We start from the raw sequence: 21,140 nt of genomic DNA on the forward strand, positions 1-21,140 counted from the left end.
GTGATGATTATGATAAAGCTTGGTGTGGACAACGGAAACTACAACACCAAATCCTCGGAGGGGATGATTTATGCCTCCGGGTATGCCGCAAGTGACAAAGAATTCATTATGCCGGAGATGCAGCTCTTTTTCGAGGGCAAGTATTACGCCATCGGTGAGCGTCGTCTGCGTTTTCAGCAGGACAAGACCAGGGAGCCGGATACGTTTATTCTGACGCTCCCGGCAATTGCGGAAGCCATGAAAAAAGCAGGGATAACCAATGCAGAAATCGCTCTTGGCGTGGGGCTGCCCATTGACAGCTATGGCACACAGAAGGAAGCCTTCAGGCGATATTTCCTGCGTGACAACATCTCGTTCCGGTTCGAGGGGGCATTCTATCGCTGCCGTATTGCCGAATGCAAGGTGTTCGCACAGGGGCATGCGGCGGTGTGCAGGTATTATTCGCAGCTAAAGGATTACCGAAGCATCACGCTGGTGGACATCGGCGGGTACACGGTGGATATTCTCACACTTCATGATTTCCGGCTTGACAGATCAAGCTGTGCCAGTCTCCGCATGGGTACCATCACCCTGTACAGCCGGATTCAGGATGCGCTCCAGCGCAGTGACATTCTCCTGTCTGATGGACTCGTCACGGATGCTATCCGCGGGGAGATCCAGCATACCGAAAGCAAGTTGATTGGAGCTGTTGTGGAGCAGACCGTGACCGCCTATTGCAAGGAGCTGTTCAATGCGCTCCGTGAGCGAGGTCTGGATCTGCGGCTGCCTATGGTGTTCGCGGGGGGCGGTGCAGAGCTGCTGGAACCCAGGCTGTACGAAAACAGCCTCAATACGGTGGCGGTGCTGAACCGGTTCGCCAACGCGGACGGCTACAAGCTCCTGATGGGGTGAGCTTATGTCCGAGCGAAAACGATATTATTTATCCTTCGATATGGACAACTCAAGGCATCGGGAGGCCGAGGCGCTCTTTGCACAGCAGGCCAGCAGGCAGCGCACCGAGTACGTGGTCAATAGCATCCTGACGGCACATCAGTCTGAAATTCTGGAGCAGATTGTACGGAAAGCGGTCAGGGATGAGCTGCAAAATGTCAAACTGCAGCAGCAAACCACACTGCCGGAGGAAACGGATGCCAGTGTTCAGCTGTCCGATCTTCCCGGCAGTCTTATACATGCCCTGGAGGAATTGTAACCATGTTGGCTCACTTTCCTGCCGCCCTTATACCAGATGGCTGAAAAGTACACCATCATGGCTCACTTTTCTGCAAACAACACCTGTGCATCAGGAGCAACCAGAAGATCCGGAGGAAACCCGGAGCATGACAATAAGTATTTAGGAGGCGAACATGGAGAAAACGATAAAGGTGATAATGGTGGAACCGATGAAAGAGCCGTATCCTACTGAAGTTGAAAACACCTTGGAAGGATTGCAGAAGGCGGTTGGAGGATATATTGAAACGGTATGTCTGGAGGATTGTGCTGTGCTGGTCTGCAATGAAGAGGGAAAGCTGCTCGGGCTTCCCGGCAACCGTTCTCTTGGAAACGACATCATTGCCGGTACATTTTTTGTAGCTGGCAGCAATGATGATGGGGATTTTGTGTCGCTGACTGAGGATAAAATCCGGCAGTACAGTGATCGATTTCAAAAGCCGGAAGCCTTCACCCAGGAACAGGTTGAGGATGCCTCCGCTATATTTTCATTAAATTTTTGCGAATGAAAGGAGTAAAGCTGCATGAAAAAAACCACTGTACAGATTAACTTTGAAGCTGAAAAGCTTTGTGCTATCCAACAGTACATGAAGGATGAAACACAACTTCAGGCCGAACTGGGTACTTTGCTGCAAACACTGTATGAGAAGCACGTTCCCGCTCCTCTCCGGGAGTACATCGAAAGCCGGGATACAAGCGTAATGGACGCCCCTAAGCGCAGCATATATCCGGCAGTTCCTGCAGGACAAAGCAGTCCAGCGGACAGCGAGGAATAACAACCTGCACACGGGCATGCTGCCGCCTGTGTGCCCCTGTGTCGGCTTTTAACGGCGGGGGTGGCATCGTAACCCCTGCGGACAGGATAACGCCCCTTGCGGAGGCTTTGTGGCGGAGCTTGGAGAGGATAACCCTCCTCCTGGCAGAGCCTCATTAACCTCCGATTTGGGGGTGAACCGAGGGGTTGATTTCCATGCAGGTTAAAGGCAGGTGGTCGCTTTGCGCCCACCTGCCGACAAACACCGCCCCGCAACGCGGGTCGGGGACGTTACAGCGGGTGCACCTAAATGGGGCGTTGGTCACCTCTTGGGTGGTTTGAACCCTCTCAAATCTGCCGTTTAACCTAGAAAACAAAGGCTTTTCCGGGGTGCACCTGTCAGGTGGTTCCGGAGCTTTTAGACAAGGAGGGTCTGCTATGACTGAAGAAATCAAAACCCGCATCCCGCTCTGGCTCTATCCCAGTACCATAGAGGGTATGGATGCGATTCTGGAAAAGGATAACTGCAAAAGCCGCAGTGAATTTATTGAAAAAGCGATCCGTTTTTACAGCGGATATATTTCCGCGGAGGACGGTATGAAGTATCTGCCGACCGCCATCACCTCTGCAATGTCGGGCATTGTCAGCACATCGGAAAACCGCATGGCCCGGCTGATGTTCAAGCTGTCGGTCGAAATGTCCATGATGATGAATATTCTTGCCACTACCGCCGATGTGGATGAAAACACCCTGCGCCGGCTGCGGGGCAAATGCGTGAATGACGTGAAAAAATCGGTTGGCTCCGTGACTTTCGAGGATGTCGTAAAATTTCAGAAGGGTGATTAATTATGCCAAGGATTATCTTCAAATGCGGTTATATTAAAAATGATCCGGAGCATGTAAAGAACCTGATTGAGTATGTGGGGACGCGAGAAGGCGTGGAAAAGCTCCCACAGTACAGACGGAACCAACCCGCTACCCCAAAGCAGATAGAGCGCATCGGGGACATTCTCACCCAGTTTCCAGACTCTATCCGCTTATTTGAGTACGAGGACTACCAGAACAAGCCGACTCTCGAAAATGCATCGGCATTTATTACTGCAGCCATTGACCACAACCTGGAGCAGTTGACACATCAGGAGGTCTATGTCAACTACATTGCCACCCGTCCCCGTGCAGAAAAGCTGGGCAGCCACGGCCTGTTTACAGATGAGGATGAGCCGCTGGTGCTGTCTCAGGTAGCCGAAAAAGTGGCGGAGCATACCGGAAATATCTGGACGCCCATCATTTCCATGAGGCGAGAGGACGCGGCTCGGCTGGGATACGATAACGCCTCCGCATGGATAGCCCTCCTCCGTCAACAACGCAATATATTTGCCGAGCAGATGAAAATCGCGCCGGAAAACCTGCGCTGGTATGCGGCTTTTCACGACGAGAGCCATCACCCGCACTGCCATATGATCATTTACTCGGTCGATCCCCGCAAGGGCTACGTCACAAAGCCCGCGATTGAAAACATGCGGAGCAGTCTGGCACGGGAAATCTTTCAGCAGGACTTACTACAAATCTACTCTGAGCAGACGATCCAACGCAACACTCTGACGGAACAGAGCCGGAATACCCTGCGGGAGCTTTTGGAACAGTTGCGTACAGGAACCTGTGAGGACATGGTGATTGAAGATCTGATGTCCAGGCTGGCGGAGAAACTGAAGCATACCACAGGGAAAAAGCAATATGGCTACCTGCAAGTCCCGCTGAAGGAACTGGTCAATCAGATTGTGGATGAGCTGGCAAAGGACGCGCGCGTCGCGGCAGCCTATGCCAAGTGGTATGAGCTGCGCAATGAAGTCCTTCGCACCTACAAGGACAAGTTGTCTGAACCGCTCCCGCTCTCACAGCAGAAGGAGTTCAAGCAAATCAAAAACATTGTGATTGCCGAAGCGATAGACCTCGGCAATAACCATCTCACCTTTGAAGGCGATGAAAACGCTGAACCAACCTACGAGGAAGAAACCGCTGCCGGGGATGCCGAGCCGGAGCAGCCCATGGCAGAGCCGGAGGCTGTGCTGCATGAGGTGGTGGAAGATCAGGATTACAACCTTTCTGATGCCCAAAGCCATGCACCTTCATCGGATTCTGGTGACAGAGAACCCGGCAAACCGCATATTGCATGGAACGACCGATATAAAGAAGCCCGAACCTTTCTCTATGGCAGCGATGATACAGAGCCGAACTTCGAGCAGGCCCTTCAGCTGTTTTTGGAGGAAGCCGAGGACGGCAACGCTCTCGTCATGCACGACCTCGGCCGGATGTATGCGGACGGGTTGGGTGTGGAGATGGATACAGATGCAGCCTCTTGCTGGTATGAAAAAGCTCTCTCGGCGTTTATGGATATCGAAACAGAAAAAGAAAACCGGTACATAGAGTACCGCATCGGCAAAATGCATGCGGCAGGACTCGGCACGGCACAGGACTATGAGGAAGCGGCTGGCTGGTTTGATACGGCAGTTTCAAAAAATCACAAGTACGCGCAGTATTCGCTTGCCGGCCTGTACTACCGGGGGCAGGGTGTTGAGCAGGATTACCAGACCGCCTTCGAGCTGTACCGCCGAGCCGCAAGGCAGCGGGTACCCTATGCCGATTATGAACTGGCGAAAATGTACCGAGACGGGGTTGGCACCGAAAGGAATGCCGAGGAAGCGGAACTACATTTTGAGGAAGCCTTTTACGGATTTACGAAGCTGGAAGAACAGAACCACGACGATAAGCTCCAATACCGCCTGGGACAGATGCTGTACACCGGCACTGGCACAGAGAAGGATATGGAAGCTGCCATTGGCTATTTTGAAAAATCGGCCCGGCTGGGCAATGTTCATGCACAGTACATGCTCGGAAAGATTTATCTGGATGCGGACAGCGGCCATGAAAACGTTGAGCAGGCTATCCTGTGGCTGACAAAAGCCGCGGATAATGGCAATGGTCTGGCCCAATACGCTCTCGCTAAATTGTACCGAGATGGAAACCATGTGGAGAAGGATATACAGAAAGCCATCTCTCTGTTTACCCTTTCGGCCGAACAGGATAATTCCTATGCGGCATTTGCCCTTGGTAAGCTGTATCTTACCGGAGTCGAAGTTCCCAAAGACATCGACGCCGCAGTGAAATGGCTGGCGCTGTCCTCGGAGCTTGGAAACCAGTTCGCTCAATATACGTTGGCGAAGCTGTACCTTGTCGGTGAGGATGTGGCAAGAGACATCCAAAAAGCACTGAAGCTGTTCCTGAAATCGGGGGAGCTTGGAAACCAGTACGCACAATATCAGCTGGGCCGGCTCTACCTAAAGGGTGAACATATCCCAAAGGATGCGAAGGCCGCTGTCAAATGGTTTACCGCCTCTGCGAAACAAGACAATCAATACGCACAATACCAGCTCGGCAAGCTCTACCTGCTGGGCGAGGTTGTACCGAAAAATGTGGAGGCTGCCGTCAAATGGCTGGCAGCTTCCGCGGGGCAGAATAACCAGTATGCCCAATATCAGCTTGGTAAGCTCTACCTGCTGGGCAAGGATGTTCCCCGTGACCGGGAAGCTGCGGTCCGCTGGCTTACCGCATCTGTTGAGCAAGGAAATGTCTATGCGCAATTCTTCTTAGACCATCTGGACTCCTTTCGTGATCCTTCTATCTTTCTTGCTGCAACAAGGCTTCTGCATCATTTGAGCCGGATATTCCATGAAGAAGAACGACGGCTTCCAGGCGGACCAAGCATACAGATTGAGAGTAAGCTGCGGCGAAAGATCAGGGAGAAAAAGATTGCCCAGGGCCATGCCCCGGACGATCACGAGCAGAGGTTTAACACTTATTAAAGCAAAGGAGTGCTCCTATGAAGAAAAAATACCCTATCAGGCAGGAGAAAAAAGTGTTGCCTGATGCAAAACCCAACCGTTTCACATTTACACCACCTGCCAGACAGCGGGTGGCTTTTTTTCGCCGCTGCGGAAAGCGCAGGCATTGATAAGGGGGTGCCAAGGGATGGCATATGTTTACTTTACTGATGAAGAAAAACAGCGCGCCAACTCCGTCGACCTGGTGGACTTTCTTGAGCGCCAGGGAGAGAAGCTCACCCGATCCGGCCCGGAGTGGCGCTGGAAACGACATGACAGCGTTACTGTCCGAGGGAACGAGTGGTTCCGGCACAGCCGCAAGGAGGGCGGCCACGCTATTGATTTTGTTCAGGAGTTTTATAACATGAGCTTTCCCGAAGCAGTGCATTGGCTGCTTGGTGGTGAAGCTGGCGTGGAGTGGAACCAGACCTCTAAAAACGCACCGGCGCCTAAAAAAGACTTTGCACTGCCGGAGGTCAATTCCGATATGCGCCGGGTATTCGCCTATCTTATCAAACAGCGGTTCATTGACCGGGATGTGCTTTCGCACTTCGCCCATGAGAAGCTCATCTACGAGGACAAGGAATATCATAACGCCGTGTTTGTTGGACTGGACGAAAAAGGAATCGCCCGGCATGCCCATAAGCGCGGCACTTATACCCAGGGCGAACCATACAAAGGCAACGTGGAGGGCAGCGATCCGAGATACAGCTTTCACTGGATCGGAAAGAGCAGTAAACTGTATGTTTTTGAGGCTCCCGTAGATATGCTGTCTTTCATAACGCTTCACCGGTCGGACTGGAAAGAACACAGTTATGTCACGCTGGACGGGGTGTCGGAACACGCCCTGCTCCAGCAGGTCCGACAAAATCCCCACTTACAGGAAGTTATTCTTTGCCTGGACCATGATGAGGCAGGGATAGAAGCTAACGGAAGGCTTAAGGACATACTTGCGGAGGGCGGATACACAAACACAGCAGTCATGCAATCAACCTACAAGGACTGGAACGAGGACTTGAAAGCCAAACACGGCATGGAACCGATTCCCTCTGAGGAACATCCGAAGCTGATACTCCTTCCGCAGGTATGCGCTGTTTTGCCCGGCTTGTGCGCGGCCCTTGGAACGCACAGGGATATCCGCACATTTTTGACAGATTGCTTTCATGCTCTAGAGCCTCTTGTGAATTCCGGAAAAGTCGCACCGGAGAATGCTGACGCTGTCAGAGAGTGTCTGGAGTGCATGGCGGCAGGTTCGCTGTTTTTGGCCAAGGAGCTGTGCCGGCAGATGGAGCGTCCCGTGACCACAGAACAGCTCGTTCGAAAACTGCAGACCAACTACCGCCCCCATGAGGATAGAGGCTGGCTGCGTACCCGGACGGAGGATATACGGCGGGATCTGGCGGATATAGAGCGTTTGACACATATACCCGGCATCCGCAGAGTGGAAGATCAATTGCGCCTTGGCAGTTCCTATCTTCGCCTGGCTTTGGACTGTGTTAAGGCGAGGGTGTTCCTTGAACTGGAACCACAGGTTATGCTATCGAAACAAGAACAAACCGAAAATTTTACAATGACAATGTAAAGGAGGGATCACAGTGCAGGCATCGCAAATCATTACACTGATTGCCGTGGCGCTGACCATGTTCGGCGTGATCGGCTTTTTATCCTTGCTGGCCCATTATTACACACTCAACGGCATCAAGTCCAAGATAGTGGGCGACGGGCAACATGGAACAGCTCGCTGGGCATCCAAGCGGGAGATCAAAACCGCCTATACAGAAGTCCGGTTCGAACCGGAAAAATGGCGTAAGGGAGAGAATCTCCCTACTGTCCAGGGGTTGGTTGTCGGCTGGCGAAGGGCCTCGCTGTTCGACCACACGGCGCCCCATGGCTATGCTCTGGTGGATGACGATGACATCCATTGCCTGATGATTGGCGCGGCGGGTGTCGGCAAGACTGCCAATTTTCTCTATCCCAACCTGGAATATGCCTGCGCCTGCGGCATGAGCTTTATCACGACGGATACAAAAGGCGACCTCTACCGCAATTACGGCAGCATCGCCAAAGAGCACTACGGCTACCATGTGGCGGTCATTGATCTGAGAAACCCCACCAGGTCGGACGGCAACAACCTGCTACATCTCGTCAACCGATACATGGATTTATACCTTGTCAATCCTCAGAATCTGGCATACAAGGCCAGAGCTGAAAAATACGCCAAGATCACCGCTAAAACCATTATCAACTCTGGAGGCTTTGAAGTGGCATCCGCAGGTCAGAACGCTTTCTTCTACGACGCGGCAGAGGGACTGTTGACCTCTGTGATCCTGCTCATTGCTGAATACTGCGAACCAAAGCAACGACACATTGTGTCAGTGTTCAAACTGATTCAGGATCTGCTGGCGCCCAGCGGCGTCAAGGGCCGCACTCTGTTCCAGCTCCTTCTGGCTCACCTGCCGGACGAACACAAAACCAAATGGTTTGCAGGCGCGGCTCTCAATTCCGCGGAACAGGCCATGCAGAGCGTCCTCTCTACTGCCCTTTCTAGGCTCAACGCCTTCCTGGACTCCGAACTTGAGCAGGTGCTGTGCTTTGATACGGCCATCGACGCTGAACGGTTCTGTACCGAGAAAAGCGCAATCTTCCTTGTCATGCCGGAAGAAGATAATACGAAATATTTCATCATCAGCTTGATTGTACAGCAGCTCTACCGGGAAATCCTCTCTGTGGCCGACGAACACGGCGGCAAGCTTCCTAATCGGGTAATGATGTTCCTGGATGAGATAGGCACCATACCCAAAATTGAATCTGCAGAGATGATGTTCAGCGCCTCGCGCTCGCGCCGGGTGTCCATTGTAGCGATAATACAATCCTTCGCTCAATTGGAAAAAAACTATGGGCGGGAGGGTTCCGCCATTATCATCGACAACTGCCAGGATACGGTGTTCGGCGGCTTCGCACCCAACAGCGAATCGGCGCAGATATTGTCAAAGGCCCTCGGCAGCAAAACGGTCATGAGTGGCTCCGTCAGCCGTGGAAAGAACGATCCCAGCCAATCGCTGCAGATGATCGAACGGCCACTGCTGACCCCCGACGAATTAAAATCCATGTCCAAGGGACATTTTATTGTGACAAAGACCGGAGCGTATCCGATGCGGACACGGCTGAAGCTATTTCTCGAATGGGGCATCGTTTTCGGCAAGCCCTACAAAATCGCAGAGCAGTCCGCCAGAAGAGTGGAGTACGCCGACCGATTCACCCTGGAAGAAGAAATCATCCGGCGCCATGCCGCCTGTGAGGAAGTGCCGGAGGAACCTAAAGCGCCTGAATCTGCATCAGGCGGAATGCTTCACACGCCGGGACCAACGATCAATCTTGACCCTTTTATTCAAAAACAGGAATCCACAAGGGGGTGACGCTATGGGGTACTTTACCTCGCTTTATTCCTCCGAACTGCCACACCGTGCAAGAGCCGTCTATATGTATCTTTCCGACCGCTCCGACAAGGAAGGTAAATGCTATCCGGCGATTGGTACCATCGCCAGAGAGTTGAAGCTGTCCAGGAGCACCGTCAAGCGCGCGCTTGACGACTTGGAAAAGAGCGGATATCTCCGTAAGGAACAGCGTTGGCGGGAAAACGGCGGAAAGAGCAGCAACATGTTCTATCTGAGAAAGTCAGATACTAGCAGATAGGGGAAAAATATATATTTACACCAAGGGAAAAGTCTACCCATTTCGTGGACCATGGAAGGGTTCATGGTGAACCATGAAGACAAACCTCTCACTCTAAGAAATTCTAACAGCAGAAAAAGAACAACAAAAGAATGACCGTTATATCTCTGCTTTTATCGTAATGGGGGTAACTGCCGCGGTATCTGGATGGATGGTGATGATCCCCCGTTTTTTCTTTCTGGCGTATGTAATAAGCTGAGCGGCAGGTTCTAACTGTGGAACCAGAGCATTGTCGTAAACGGCGATTAAAAAATCTGTGTGGTTGACGAGATAATGATTACAGCGGATACGACAGTCATGTGTGTTAAGTGTAATTTAAGAGTCACAAATGCTGCGGTGCCGAAAGCCTAATGTTGCATTTTAGGTGGCTCTTTTTTTGTCAACGCGAATTTGTAAACATTTCAAAAACATTGTCTCTCAATGCTTGTCATATATTTTTATTAGATTTATAATTTTAATTGGTATCAGTAATTTTAATTTGCGGTGTATAGCTGTTTAAGAAAGGGGGGCAAAGAAAATGTTTATAATGAATGTACGTAGAACTGTTGCAACTACAGTTTTATTTGTGTTGATTTTTACACTTTCCTCCCCTTTGTTATCCGTTGCAGCCGCTTCTTTTTCAAAAGGAACCGACCCGTGCAATAAATGCTGTTCTACTGAAAGTAACAGGGCAGAAAAAGAGAGTATCCCTATTTCCTCAGAACAATGCTCGTTGCCCTGTTGCCCAGTTTTATTTTGCATTCCTGTTTTTGCGCCACAGCCAAATACTTACCCTATCATTTTAGATAAAGTAAATATTATTAATCTTGTAGAACATTTCAATATCGAAACTCTATTACACTATGTTTTTAAGCCTCCTAAGAAGTTCTAAGAATAAAACGTTTTGACACGCTTTAGGTACGGGATAAATCTGCCTTTGTATCTATAGGTGTATTTCTTATACTTTTTTAGGAGGTTATTTCATGAAAAAATATATAATTCCCGTAATCGCTATTATTATGGTAGGTCTTGCTGTTTTAACTTTTATTTATAATCATAAGCAGCAGGATACAAACAGTTCTCTTACAAATTCGAGTAAAATATTAAACGTGAATGACATTCAAGCAGACCCTTCCTCATTTACGGGTACTATCACAATTAACGGTGTTATGGCTGGGGTTTCCCAAACTGACTCGAAGCTTTTTGGACTAGTTGATACAGCAGAGGTTAAAGCCTGTGAATCTGTAGGATGTGGGACATTCATCCTCCCTACGAAATATGATGGAAAGTTACCACAAGTGGGAGACGAGATAAATGTAACTGGAAGCTTTGTCGGAAGTGGCAACGATCTTGTATTTAAAGCGACAACATTCAAGATTTTAGGCAACATCCTTCCCAAAGGAGGACAGTAAATGAATATACCTAAACTTGTCATAAAAAACATCACACGCAGTAGGGGACGGTTTATATTCACACTCCTTGGGATAATTATCGGGATAGCATCGTTTGTAACCCTATTATCATTGGGTGGTAGTTTACAAAACGAGGTGAAAAAACAGGCCAGCGAGCTTGGCGCAAACCTTGTTATAACACCTAAAGGCTGGTGTGCCTACGAGCAGATTTCAGTTTTAACAGGAGAGCAGCTTCCTGAATCAATACCTTTTGACGTGGTGAACAAGGTTTCCGCCATAAAGGGGCTTACAGCCGTCCCATACCTTTCCGAAAAGACGGCTATTCAAAATAATCCTGTCTCCGTTATTGGTATTCTTCCAGAAGAGATGAAGACTTTTAAAGGATGGGGGATAGAAAATGGAAACTATTTTGCTTCACAAGATGAAAAGGCTGTAGTTGTCGGCTCTGGCATAGCACAACAGTTTAAGTTAAGCCTGAATGATATATTAACAATAAGGGGTGAGAAGTTTCCTATAAAGGGAATTCTTAAGGAGACGGGAAGCAAGGATGATACTACCGTATTTGTCCCTCTTACAATCGCTCAAAAACTTTACGGTGTAAAGGATAATGTTTCCTTTATAGCGGTAAAAGTTGACGATATTGCAAAGATAGACAGCTATATTATAAAGATTCAGGACACAGCTAATGTCGCTGTATCATCCGATAAACAATTGCTTAAATCGGTGCTGTCCATTGTCGGTACTGTCAACTTGACCCTTCAGCTTATTGCTATAGTGGCTATTATATCAGCAGCATTCGGCATAATAAACACCATGATGACAGCAATCTCTGAAAGAAGGCGTGAAATAGGTATACTTCAAGCAATTGGTAGTAAAAAAAGTACAATCTTTACGGTGTTTCTGCTTGAATCAGGGTTATATGGTTTACTTGGGGGAGCAATCGGGTTGGTTTTGGGACTTGTGTTTTCTTCTATAGCTGCTCCCTATATATCCCAAAATGAGTTTACTGCCTTTATGAAAGGTTCAAACCTGCCAATAAACCTTGATTTGAAACTTATTGTCGGGTCGTTGCTTTTCTCACTTGGTATCTCCCTCGTATCGGGGCTTTACCCTGCGTGGAGAGCGGCACGACTTACACCTGTGGAGGCGATAAGTTATGAATAAGACAATCGTAAAAACAGAAAATTTGGTGAAGATATACAGTAACAGCAAGGTAAAAACACACGCATTAAAAGGAGTAAACTTAGAAATACCGGAAGGGTCGTTTTCATGTATCATCGGCCCGTCCGGTCATGGCAAAAGTACCTTACTGCACTTAATCGGCGGGCTTGATAAGCCAACCGATGGCAGCGTCTTTATTGACGGGATAAATATTACGGAACTTAGTAACAGTAAGCTTGCAGAACTTCGAGCTCAAAAGATAGGTTTTGTATTCCAGTTTTTTAACTTGCTTCAAAACCTTACGGCTTTAGAAAATATTGAGGTAGCGATGATGTTTAAAAAGGCTTCGCAAAAAGTTCAGAGGGCCAAAGCGGAAGAACTTTTGGCATTGGTAGGACTTTCTGAAAAAGCAAACGCAAAACCTTCTGAACTCTCAGGAGGCCAGCAGCAAAGAGTTTCTATTGCCAGAGCACTTGCCAATGACCCGGATATCCTCCTTATGGATGAGCCAACTGGAAATTTAGACTCGGAGTCTGAGGAAGAAGTATTAAACCATATTTTTAAAATTCATAAAACGGGAAAAACTATCGTAATAGTTACTCACAACAACGAACTGGCGAAAAAGGCCGAGATACTTTTTGAAGTGCGAAATGGGAAATTAAGTAATCAGTAAACCGTATATTCTAACAAAAGCCTGGGCGATTTGTCGTCGTCGGGCTTTTGTTTTGGTTTACAGATAGATGGTATAGTAAAGCAAATAATATTGACAAAAGAAATCAGTATCATAGAATGATCCCAATCCCAATCAATATCAAAAAAAATTGATGTACGTATTGACAAAGGAAATCAGTAGTTTTATAATACTCTTAGACTATATCAAAAAAAATTGATATAGGTTAGGAGGAAAGAAAATGGCAGAATGTAAATGTATTTCAGAACAGCCAAGAATATTTAAAAAAGATGTTGACCTTTTAGATTCTGATAAATTAAATAAGATGTCAAGTTTAGCCAATGCTTTAAGCGACCCTATCCGGCTCCAAATTCTTTATCTTTTAAAACAGCATGAGGATATTTGTACCTGCGAGTTTCAAGAGTTATTGGATTTAAGCCAATCGAAGGTTTCATATCACCTTAAAATATTGCTCGATGCTGGATTGATTAATAGAGAAGTAATCGCAAACTGGAGACACTATTGTTTAATAGATAAAAATATTTTGGAGAAAATTGAAAAATTAATGAGTTAGCTTTTTTGCATTCAATATCAAAAAAAGTTGATATACAAAGTCATAAAATCAATAAATATTCTAGGAGGGATATTATGAGCAAGGCAATTAACAGTTCGCCAATGATAATCAGCACATTAAAAGTTAGTGGATTGGATTGTCCGGACTGTGCTAAGGATGTTCAAAAGGCAGTTTCATCTATGCCTGGTGTACAAAGTGCAGAAGTTAATTTCGGTGCCCAAAAGTTGAAGGTTGTTTACAACAACGAGGTATCTGTAGAACAGATTAGTAAGGTCTTAAGTAAGATTGGACATACCGCAACAGTATTAAGCGAAAACAGAGAATCTAATAAAACCAACAGTTCACCAATCATAACCAGCACATTAAAAGTTAGTGAATTGTGTTGTCCTGATTCTGCTAAGGATGTTAAAAAGGCAGTATCATCTATGCCAGGTGTACAAAGTACAGAAGTTAATTTCAATGCTCAAAAGTTGAAGGTTGTTTATAATAGCAACGAGACATCATTAGAGCAGATTAGCAATATTTTAAGTAAGATTGGTCATCCAGTAACATCAGTGAAAACAGAGAATGTAGAGAATGCAAAGGCAGCTCCTTCAAAAAATGTAGAGGCTCCTTCAGAGTATGCAAAGAATGCAAAAGTAGCTCCTTTAATAACTCCGTGGTGGAAGGAGACTAAAAACGTTTTACTTGCAATTTCTGCTGTGATTACAGTTTTAACTTTAATTGCTGAATGGACACACATAGGATTATCTGAAACTTGGGCAAAGGTGCTTTATGGTACAGCAGTTATAATTGGTGGTATTTTCCCGGCAAAAAAAGGCTTATCGTCTCTCAAGCATGGCCGCTTAACAATTAATACTTTACTGGTTGTTGGTGCAATTGGTGCAATTTATTTAGGACTTTGGGAAGAAGCTTCTCTGCTTGTAGTTATATTTTCACTAGGGGAAGTGCTTGAGTCTTATGCAGTAGATAAGGCGCGTGGCTCTATTCAAGCATTGATCTCATTAGCCCCACAGGAAGCTACAGTTCTTCGAAATGGCAAGGAACTACGTGTCCCTATAGAACAGGTCAATATTGATGAAATAGTTTTAGTAAAACCCGGTGAAAAAGTCTCAGTCGATGGAGTTGTAGTTTCCGGAACATCAGCTATTGACCAGTCTTCTATTACAGGTGAGTCAATTCCTATTGAGAAGCATGCAGGTGATGGAGTTTATGCATCAACCTTAAATGGCAGAGGGGCACTTGAAATAAAAGTGACAAAGCTTGCAGAGGATTCAACTCTTTCAAAAATTGTAGAACTTGTAGAAAATGCACAGATGAAGAAAGGTGCCGCACAGAATTTTAGCGAGAGATTTGGCGCAATTTATACACCATTTATGTTTGTACTTGCAATAATAATGGCTATAGTACCACCGGTGTTCTTCGGGCAGCCTTTTGATGCATGGTTATATAGAGCTTTAGTGGTATTGGTTGTTTCATGTTCATGCTCTCTGGTTCTTTCAGTACCAATTGCCATTGTAGCAGGGGTTGGTAATGCTGCAAAGAATGGAGTTTTAGTTAAGGGCGGTATTCACATGGAAACTGCTGGGAAGGTTCAAGTAGTTGCTTTTGATAAGACTGGTACTTTAACTACAGGAAAGCCTACTGTAACTGATTTAGTAGCTTTAGGAAGTATTTCTGATGAAAAGCTTTTAAAGATAGCTGGAACTTTGGAAGTACGTTCTGAGCATCCTTTGGCTGATGCAATCCTTAAATTAATATCGGAAAAAGGATTGGAGCTTGAAACAATTGACGAGTTTATGTCAATTACAGGCCGCGGAGCTAAAGGAATGATAGACGGAGAACAATACTATATTGGCAATCCTCGTCTATTTAAGGAAATTGGTGTTTCGGTAGAGGGTCATATAAAACAAATTGAAAGCCTGCAAGACGAAGGTAAAACTGTAATTTTAGTAGGCAATTCAAAGCAGATTCTTGGTATGATTGCGGTATCTGACCAGCCTAAGGGAAATGCAAGAAAGGCAATTTCTAAGTTAAAAGAACTTGGTATAAAAAAGATTGTTATGCTTACCGGCGACAATAAGGTTACAGGAAAGGCTATAGGCCGTAGACTAGGTGTTGATGAAGTAAGAGCAGAACTTCTACCAGAGGATAAGATTAGTGCGATTAAAGCATTGCAACAAGGTCATAGTACTGTTGCCATGGTTGGCGATGGAGTAAATGACGCACCAGCACTTGCTCAGGCAGATGTAGGTGTATCAATGGGAGTTGCAGGTACCGATGTAGCATTAGAAACAGCCGATATCGCATTAATGGCAGATGACCTAGACCAGCTTGTATACATGGTTAAAATTAGTAGAAAGACAGTTTCTGTAATAAAACAAAACATTGCATTCTCATTAGCATTAGTAGCATTCTTAGTCATTACTGCATTATTTGGCTGGATGCCACTAACTACAGGACTAATAATCAATGAGGCAAGTGCTCTTGTTATCATAGCAAACGGAGTGCGTCTATTAAAGGTAAAACAAAGTTAAAGATAAAATGCGGGTAGGAACATTTGATATTTAGCAATGCATACCCGCTCTATCCTTAGCTTATGAAAGGAGCTTATGCAAATGGAAGATTTTAATGAAATGATTAAAGAGATTCATCAAGAATTAGATAATGTAAGGCGGGTAAAAAAATGTACCGCATGTGAATGTTTCCTAGACGTAATTGAAGGGGTAAAAGGAGATCTTGAAAAAATTGATACACAAGATTCTAAGGCAGCGCAGGAGGATATGAAGCGTTGGTTATCAGCAGGAAACAAGGAACGTCACGCCTGTTATGGATGCGAAGAATGCCTTCCCATAAGTCCGTATAACCGATTTAGTGCGCGCCTAAAGGGTGATGGTACAGCTAAGCCTCTTCATGCAGAAGCAATAGAAACAAACTCCTGCGGCTGTGAGTGTGCGTGCAAGCCATCCATTCTACAGCCTGAGACAATAAAGAAATGGCCTATCGTTGAAGGTGAATATATTGTAGGAAATACTGAAGCTTCGATGGCTATCTGTACATTGGCAGACACAGACCTTCCGAATGAACTAAAGGAAGCGGGCTTATTAGAAGATGCAGCCATTATTGGTACACTCTCTACTGAAAACTTAGGCGTTGAGCGCGTGATACGAAATTTAGCGGCTAATCCTAATATCCGGTACCTTATCCTCTGTGGAAAAGAGTCGCGCGGACACAGAGCAGGTCAGGCTATTTTATCCTTCAAAGATAACGGAGTGGATCAAGACAATCAGATTTTAGGTGCGATAGGCCCCCGGCCGGTGCTTAAAAATATTACCTTTGATGAAATGGAAGCGTTCCGCAAGCATATAACCGTGATAAACGAAATAGGGACTCGGGATATTTCAAGGATTGCCAAAGTCGTTAAAGCATATATGAGTAAACCTAAAGGGGCTATTCCAATACTTCCGCCGAAAGTGCAAATGCCAAAAGTGGTTGAGGCGGCACCTCGTAGTAATCGGGAATGGACTCACGACCCGGAAGGTTTTTTCCTGATACTTTTAGACAGGGACTCTAAAATTATTATTTGCGAGCACTATATAGAAGAAGGTGTTGTTAACGAAGTAATTAAAGGAACAAGCGCCGAAGATATCACAAATACAGTTATAAAACGTGGGTTACTCTCCCGTCTTGACCATGCCGCCTATCTTGGTAGGGAACTTGCTAAAGCGGAAACGGCCTTAAATCTCGGTATACCTTATAAGCAGGATAAAACTTTATATAAAGATAAATAAATATTAAGACTATCGCGTTAAGTCAGCATACCCCAAGATATTGGAATTAACTACAGCGCAGAGTAACCTGGGGAAAATCTGGTTTCTGAAGTCTCTACGATTGAACCGGTAACAGAATTCATCCAGATAACTCTGCAAATGCTTATCACCAAGGCCATGGAAAGTCCCGTTTACGAAAGCTTTGGCGTTACCAACAAGCGTGTGCAGCCATTTCAACGTGTCGGAGTTTGAATCAAACACCTCAAACTGATGCTCAAAATCATCAGCTAGCGGCTTCTGGTAGCTGCGGTATGTATCACTCTGTACAGTGGAGCCTTTAACAATAAACGCTTTAGCGAAATCCCCTACAGTTTCACCTCTAAGGTTATCTATTATCTTCATTTTGAGATAGTCAGGTTTGCCGTTCTTAGTTTTAGAAACTGCAACCATCACTTTGGTTTTCTCTGTACCACGACCACGCTTGCCTCCTTCGGTAGGTGCCCCAAAGTAGGTATCGTCCAGTTCAACAATGGCAGAAAGCATGTATTCTGAATCCCTTTCTGCCATTGCGCTGCGGATCCTGTGGAGTAGATACCAAGCCGAACTGTAGGCAATGTTGAGCTCTGCTTCAAGTTGAGTGGCGGAGTAACCGCGCTTGTCCCTTGAGACAAGGTATATCGCCCAGAACCATGTTTGCAGAGAAAGTTTGCTTTTGTGCATGACGGTTCCTGAAGTGACAGATGCCTGATACCGGCACTGCGCGCATTGATATTTATTGCGTCTAATGATGTGATAACAGTCGACGCCGCCACACTTGGGGCAGATAAATCTGTTCGGCCAGCGAAGTTTATACAGGTATTCCCTGCAAGCATCCTCGCTGTTAAAGCGTTTCTGGAAGTCAGCAAAACTTATTTTCTCTTGATTGGCCATTGTAGAAAGCTCCTTTTTCTTTGCTATAGCCACATTCTACAACTTGACCTGTCCTATATGCTGTGCTTTGCTGACTCATCGCGATAATCACAATACATATTAATGTGAGAGTATATTCCCGCTCGTCGATAACACCGGTACTATTAGTGGTGAATGCCCTTGCATCCGCGTGGTGAGCACTTGGCTCAAAGCATGAGATATCTCCGCTTACTTGTCGGCAGTGTGGCAAGGCGGTTCAAGTCTTCTGGTGTGTATGCCCCTGCCGGAGATGGTAGCGGAGCTCAAATCGGTTCCGAGGATATCATTGTCACGCTTGTTAAGTACATCTGGATTGTATCCACAAGGCATCGTGTCGGTGTTCAAGCTCAGGATCTGCTGGCGCCCAGCGGTGACAAGGGCCGGACGCTGTTCCAGATGCTCCTTGCCCATCTGCCGGATGAACATAAAACTAAATGGTTTGCTGGGGCGGCGCTCAATTCTGCGGAACAGGTTCATGGTGAACCATGAAGGCGAACCTCTCACTCTAAGAGTGTTCAACAACAGAAAAAGAACAAGAAGGACGGACTATTTCAGGTCTTGGGTTATTGTAATGGGCGTAAGTAAGGCGGTGTCTGGATGTATGGTGATGATCCCTCTGTTTTTATTTTTGGCATAAGCAATGAGGTGGCTTACAGGCTCCATCCGGCACACGAGCGGATCATCATCATAGACTGCGAGTACGAAATTGGAGTGGTTAACAAGATATTTATTGCACAACAGATAGCAGTTATTTTCATACCGGGTACAGATCAGGTATTCGGTGCTGCTTCTCTCCACAATCGAGAAATACCGCTCTCTGAGCTGTGGCGTCCACTTCGTGGCCTGTTCCTCATAAGGAAGCACGCAATGAAGCTGAATATTGAGAACCCGGCTCTGAAGTGCCAGCACCAGCTCCGCACCCCACATAGGGGCTCCCGGCTCACAGTTCGAGTAAAACGCAGTGACTCCGTTTTGGTGTAGAGCCAGGATTTGCATCAGCATGGTTTCTCTGATTTTAAGGCACAGACCGTCTTCCTCATCGTACCCGAAAGGGAAACGCATTAGATAATGCCCTGCAAATGCGCAAGCTAACGGTTTCATTATTTCACTCCCACTTTAATTATGTAGTCAAAATGTGCATGTAGGGTATTTTATTATATTCCAACTGTGCATACAATACAGGTATCCAGTTTAAATAAGGACGGTGAGTTTATGGTACTGGACTATAAGGCCATCGGGCAGAGAATCAAAGACACCAGAGCAAGGATCGGAATGAACCAGGAACGGCTGGCAGAGCTGGCAGGACTTTCGATGACGCATATGAGCCACATCGAAACCGGTAACACAAAGGTCAGCCTTCCGGCATTGGTACAGATCGCAAACGCATTGAATGTGTCCTTGGATGAGATTGTGTGCGACAGCATTCAAAAGGCAAAGACCGTTTTTGAGAATGAAATCGCAAGGACAGTTCAAGATTGCAGCGAACAGGAAATTCGGGTCATCGCGGATACGATTATCGCCCTGAAAAATTCTTTGAGGAATCGCACCCGGTAATACAGCAAAAATCTCAGGAAGCCTTCGCCAGAAGCTTGCCTGAGATTTTATTTGCCTTGGGGCATATTTTTTGCGGCTGTTCTCTGGATACAATTCATATAACGACCTTGTTTCTGCCTTTCTTTTTTGCTTGATAGAGTTTTTTGTCCATTGTTTCAACGACCTGGTTGACAGAATGGATACCGCTTGTCTTATATACGGTCTGTACGCCAAAGCTGCAGGTAACCTTTAGCTGGATGTCATTAATATAAAAAGTTTTACTTTCAACCGCATGACGGAGCCGGTTGGCTATTTGAACGGCAGTATTTCGGCTGACTTCGGGCAGGCAAATCAGGAATTCATCACCGCCATAACGAGCCACCCATCCGTCCTTTCTCCGGATATGCCGAAGAAATACACACGCGATTTCTTTCAAGATGTGATCACCGGCAATATGTCCATACTGGTCATTGATCTTTTTGAAATAATCGATATCCGTATATATAAATGAAACAGGATCACTGTTACGGAAAGTACGTTCTAAATCGATTGGCAGTTGTTCGTCAATATACCTGCGGTTATATAAATCAGTCAGAGAGTCTGTGATTGCTAGTCTCTGCATATGCTCAAGCGAGGCCGAGCCGGTTCTCCTATCACCAAGATGAATGAGTTCCAGCAAGCAGGTCTGACCGTTGATAGTAATCGGTACGCTGGTGACGATTTCGAGCATGCTTCCATTTTCCCTGATAGCAAATGCTGCTTCAAGAAATCCCTCGAATGAGATGGAAGTCTTCTTGGGGTTGTCGGTTTTCTCACTTTCATAAAGCATTTGCTTATGGCTGGCATCCCATATACGAATAACAGGATAATATTTTTGTAGCATCCCTACGGATGCCACTGCTTGCGTTAAATTATCAAATTTCATACTTTTCGATTCCTTTCATAAAATTCTGACTTCAAGGAAATAAACAGTGCTGCAAAAACGTCCTGATCCTTGAAATAAAAACCTCTTTGTGTTTGTCAGCGGGTTTTGAGTCCTGCTGAATTGCTGGTTTTTCCTCATATGAAAGGGCCAAATGTGAAGGACGGTGCTGCAGCAAGAACAGTACGAATTCATCCATTGGCAAAGTACGTTCAAATCGTAAATGAATCCTATACGTTCTGCAGTAGTCAGAGATCAGAGAATCCAGCATCGCCCACTGCACCGCGATGGCTGGGAGACTCCGGCTCCTGCACTCTTCGATGACTCCATAATTCTTCCGGTCCTTTAAGTATCCCGCAATAATGAGAAAATCAATCCGCTCGTCGCAGAACATCAATGCCTGCTCTTTGGATGTCGTGAGAGCAACGACCTGAATCCCGGTTAAAGCAAGATAATTGGCTAACGTTTGGGCATAATCCAACAGTCGGTCTGACAAAATTAAAACACAGAGAGGGGAAGTATTTTTCACTTCAATTTTCATAGCTTTTTCGCCTCCTTTCGTAGGAGTTAATCTGTAATGTATAATTCTGCCAACTTCGAG

General features: G+C 46.2%; 24 protein-coding genes. 19 read left to right on the forward strand and 5 right to left on the reverse strand.

What is annotated here, in order from left to right:
• Positions 1-9: 9 nt before the first annotated feature.
• The 11 genes from KCX82_RS19555 to KCX82_RS19600 all read left to right on the forward strand — a co-directional run bounded on the left by KCX82_RS19555 (position 10) and on the right by KCX82_RS19600 (position 9,531).
• Positions 10-891 (forward strand): ParM/StbA family protein, encoded by an 882-nt coding sequence (locus KCX82_RS19555; RefSeq protein ID WP_227020168.1) that lies wholly within the window; start codon positions 10-12, stop codon positions 889-891.
• A gap of 4 nt (positions 892-895) precedes the next feature.
• Positions 896-1,189, forward strand: coding sequence for a plasmid segregation centromere-binding protein ParR (locus tag KCX82_RS19560; protein WP_227020169.1), 294 nt, complete (start codon positions 896-898; stop codon positions 1,187-1,189).
• 36 nt (positions 1,190-1,225) lie between these two features.
• Complete coding sequence (locus KCX82_RS19565) at positions 1,226-1,402, forward strand: hypothetical protein (protein WP_227020170.1); 177 nt, start codon at positions 1,226-1,228, stop codon at positions 1,400-1,402.
• A complete protein-coding gene (locus tag KCX82_RS19570; protein WP_227020171.1) occupies positions 1,344-1,715 on the forward strand; it encodes a DUF3846 domain-containing protein in 372 nt (123 codons plus the stop codon). Before KCX82_RS19565 ends, KCX82_RS19570 begins: the two co-directional genes overlap by 59 nt.
• Positions 1,716-1,730: 15 nt before the next feature.
• Positions 1,731-1,982, forward strand: coding sequence for a DUF6103 family protein (locus tag KCX82_RS19575; RefSeq protein WP_227020172.1), 252 nt, complete (start codon positions 1,731-1,733; stop codon positions 1,980-1,982).
• A gap of 416 nt (positions 1,983-2,398) precedes the next feature.
• Positions 2,399-2,806 carry a hypothetical protein gene (locus tag KCX82_RS19580; protein ID WP_227020173.1) on the forward strand — a complete coding sequence of 136 codons (408 nt, stop codon included), beginning with the start codon at positions 2,399-2,401 and terminating at the stop codon, positions 2,804-2,806.
• A 2-nt stretch (positions 2,807-2,808) separates the two neighbouring features.
• A complete protein-coding gene (gene mobP3, locus KCX82_RS19585; RefSeq protein ID WP_227020174.1) occupies positions 2,809-5,820 on the forward strand; it encodes a MobP3 family relaxase in 3,012 nt (1,003 codons plus the stop codon).
• A gap of 17 nt (positions 5,821-5,837) precedes the next feature.
• Positions 5,838-5,969, forward strand: a complete 132-nt coding sequence (locus KCX82_RS23050) for a hypothetical protein (RefSeq protein WP_264373337.1) — start codon at positions 5,838-5,840, stop codon at positions 5,967-5,969.
• Between the two features lie 233 nt (positions 5,970-6,202).
• A complete protein-coding gene (locus KCX82_RS19590; RefSeq protein ID WP_465250687.1) occupies positions 6,203-7,420 on the forward strand; it encodes a DUF3991 and toprim domain-containing protein in 1,218 nt (405 codons plus the stop codon).
• A gap of 13 nt (positions 7,421-7,433) precedes the next feature.
• Positions 7,434-9,254, forward strand: a complete 1,821-nt coding sequence (locus KCX82_RS19595; RefSeq protein WP_227020176.1) for a VirD4-like conjugal transfer protein, CD1115 family — start codon at positions 7,434-7,436, stop codon at positions 9,252-9,254.
• Positions 9,255-9,258: 4 nt separating this feature from the next.
• Positions 9,259-9,531, forward strand: a complete 273-nt coding sequence (locus KCX82_RS19600) for a helix-turn-helix domain-containing protein (protein ID WP_227020177.1) — start codon at positions 9,259-9,261, stop codon at positions 9,529-9,531.
• 534 nt (positions 9,532-10,065) lie between these two features.
• On the opposite strand, the gene KCX82_RS19605 is transcribed toward KCX82_RS19600, so the two are convergent.
• Positions 10,066-10,311, reverse strand: coding sequence for a hypothetical protein (locus tag KCX82_RS19605; RefSeq protein ID WP_227020178.1), 246 nt, complete (start codon positions 10,309-10,311; stop codon positions 10,066-10,068).
• Between the two features lie 221 nt (positions 10,312-10,532).
• Here KCX82_RS19605 and KCX82_RS19610 point away from each other — a divergent pair, with 221 nt between their 5' ends.
• From KCX82_RS19610 to KCX82_RS19635, 6 genes are all read left to right on the forward strand, one after another.
• The gene (locus tag KCX82_RS19610) at positions 10,533-10,961 is read left to right on the forward strand and encodes a hypothetical protein (protein ID WP_227020179.1); all 429 of its coding nucleotides are present in this window, start codon (positions 10,533-10,535) and stop codon (positions 10,959-10,961) included.
• A complete protein-coding gene (locus KCX82_RS19615) occupies positions 10,962-12,125 on the forward strand; it encodes an ABC transporter permease (protein WP_227020180.1) in 1,164 nt (387 codons plus the stop codon).
• Positions 12,118-12,795 (forward strand): ABC transporter ATP-binding protein, encoded by a 678-nt coding sequence (locus tag KCX82_RS19620; protein ID WP_227020181.1) that lies wholly within the window; start codon positions 12,118-12,120, stop codon positions 12,793-12,795. Before KCX82_RS19615 ends, KCX82_RS19620 begins: the two co-directional genes overlap by 8 nt.
• A gap of 238 nt (positions 12,796-13,033) precedes the next feature.
• Positions 13,034-13,366, forward strand: coding sequence for an ArsR/SmtB family transcription factor (locus KCX82_RS19625; protein ID WP_227020182.1), 333 nt, complete (start codon positions 13,034-13,036; stop codon positions 13,364-13,366).
• A gap of 74 nt (positions 13,367-13,440) precedes the next feature.
• A complete protein-coding gene (locus tag KCX82_RS19630; RefSeq protein ID WP_227020183.1) occupies positions 13,441-15,903 on the forward strand; it encodes a heavy metal translocating P-type ATPase in 2,463 nt (820 codons plus the stop codon).
• 81 nt (positions 15,904-15,984) lie between these two features.
• Positions 15,985-17,157: a DUF4346 domain-containing protein gene (locus KCX82_RS19635; RefSeq protein WP_227020184.1), complete on the forward strand. Its 1,173-nt coding sequence runs from the start codon at positions 15,985-15,987 to the stop codon at positions 17,155-17,157.
• 9 nt (positions 17,158-17,166) lie between these two features.
• Here the strand turns inward: KCX82_RS19635 and KCX82_RS19640 are convergent, their stop codons facing one another.
• Positions 17,167-18,066: an IS1595 family transposase gene (locus tag KCX82_RS19640; protein WP_227020185.1), complete on the reverse strand. Its 900-nt coding sequence runs from the start codon at positions 18,064-18,066 to the stop codon at positions 17,167-17,169.
• Positions 18,067-18,288: 222 nt separating this feature from the next.
• Between KCX82_RS19640 and KCX82_RS19645 the strand changes: the two genes are divergently transcribed.
• The gene (locus tag KCX82_RS19645) at positions 18,289-18,573 is read left to right on the forward strand and encodes a hypothetical protein (RefSeq protein WP_227020223.1); all 285 of its coding nucleotides are present in this window, start codon (positions 18,289-18,291) and stop codon (positions 18,571-18,573) included.
• A 57-nt stretch (positions 18,574-18,630) separates the two neighbouring features.
• Here KCX82_RS19645 and KCX82_RS19650 read toward each other — a convergent pair whose 3' ends face one another.
• Positions 18,631-19,185 (reverse strand): SLOG family protein, encoded by a 555-nt coding sequence (locus KCX82_RS19650; RefSeq protein ID WP_227020186.1) that lies wholly within the window; start codon positions 19,183-19,185, stop codon positions 18,631-18,633.
• 111 nt (positions 19,186-19,296) lie between these two features.
• Between KCX82_RS19650 and KCX82_RS19655 the strand changes: the two genes are divergently transcribed.
• The gene (locus KCX82_RS19655; RefSeq protein ID WP_227020187.1) at positions 19,297-19,638 is read left to right on the forward strand and encodes a helix-turn-helix domain-containing protein; all 342 of its coding nucleotides are present in this window, start codon (positions 19,297-19,299) and stop codon (positions 19,636-19,638) included.
• Between the two features lie 94 nt (positions 19,639-19,732).
• Here KCX82_RS19655 and KCX82_RS19660 read toward each other — a convergent pair whose 3' ends face one another.
• Positions 19,733-20,542: a GGDEF domain-containing protein gene (locus tag KCX82_RS19660; RefSeq protein WP_227020188.1), complete on the reverse strand. Its 810-nt coding sequence runs from the start codon at positions 20,540-20,542 to the stop codon at positions 19,733-19,735.
• Positions 20,543-20,573: 31 nt separating this feature from the next.
• Positions 20,574-21,080 carry a hypothetical protein gene (locus KCX82_RS19665; RefSeq protein WP_227020189.1) on the reverse strand — a complete coding sequence of 169 codons (507 nt, stop codon included), beginning with the start codon at positions 21,078-21,080 and terminating at the stop codon, positions 20,574-20,576.
• Positions 21,081-21,140 lie beyond the last annotated feature (60 nt).

This window comes from Sinanaerobacter chloroacetimidivorans, from assembly GCF_018128545.1.
Lineage (GTDB): Bacteria > Bacillota > Clostridia > Peptostreptococcales > Anaerovoracaceae > Sinanaerobacter > Sinanaerobacter chloroacetimidivorans.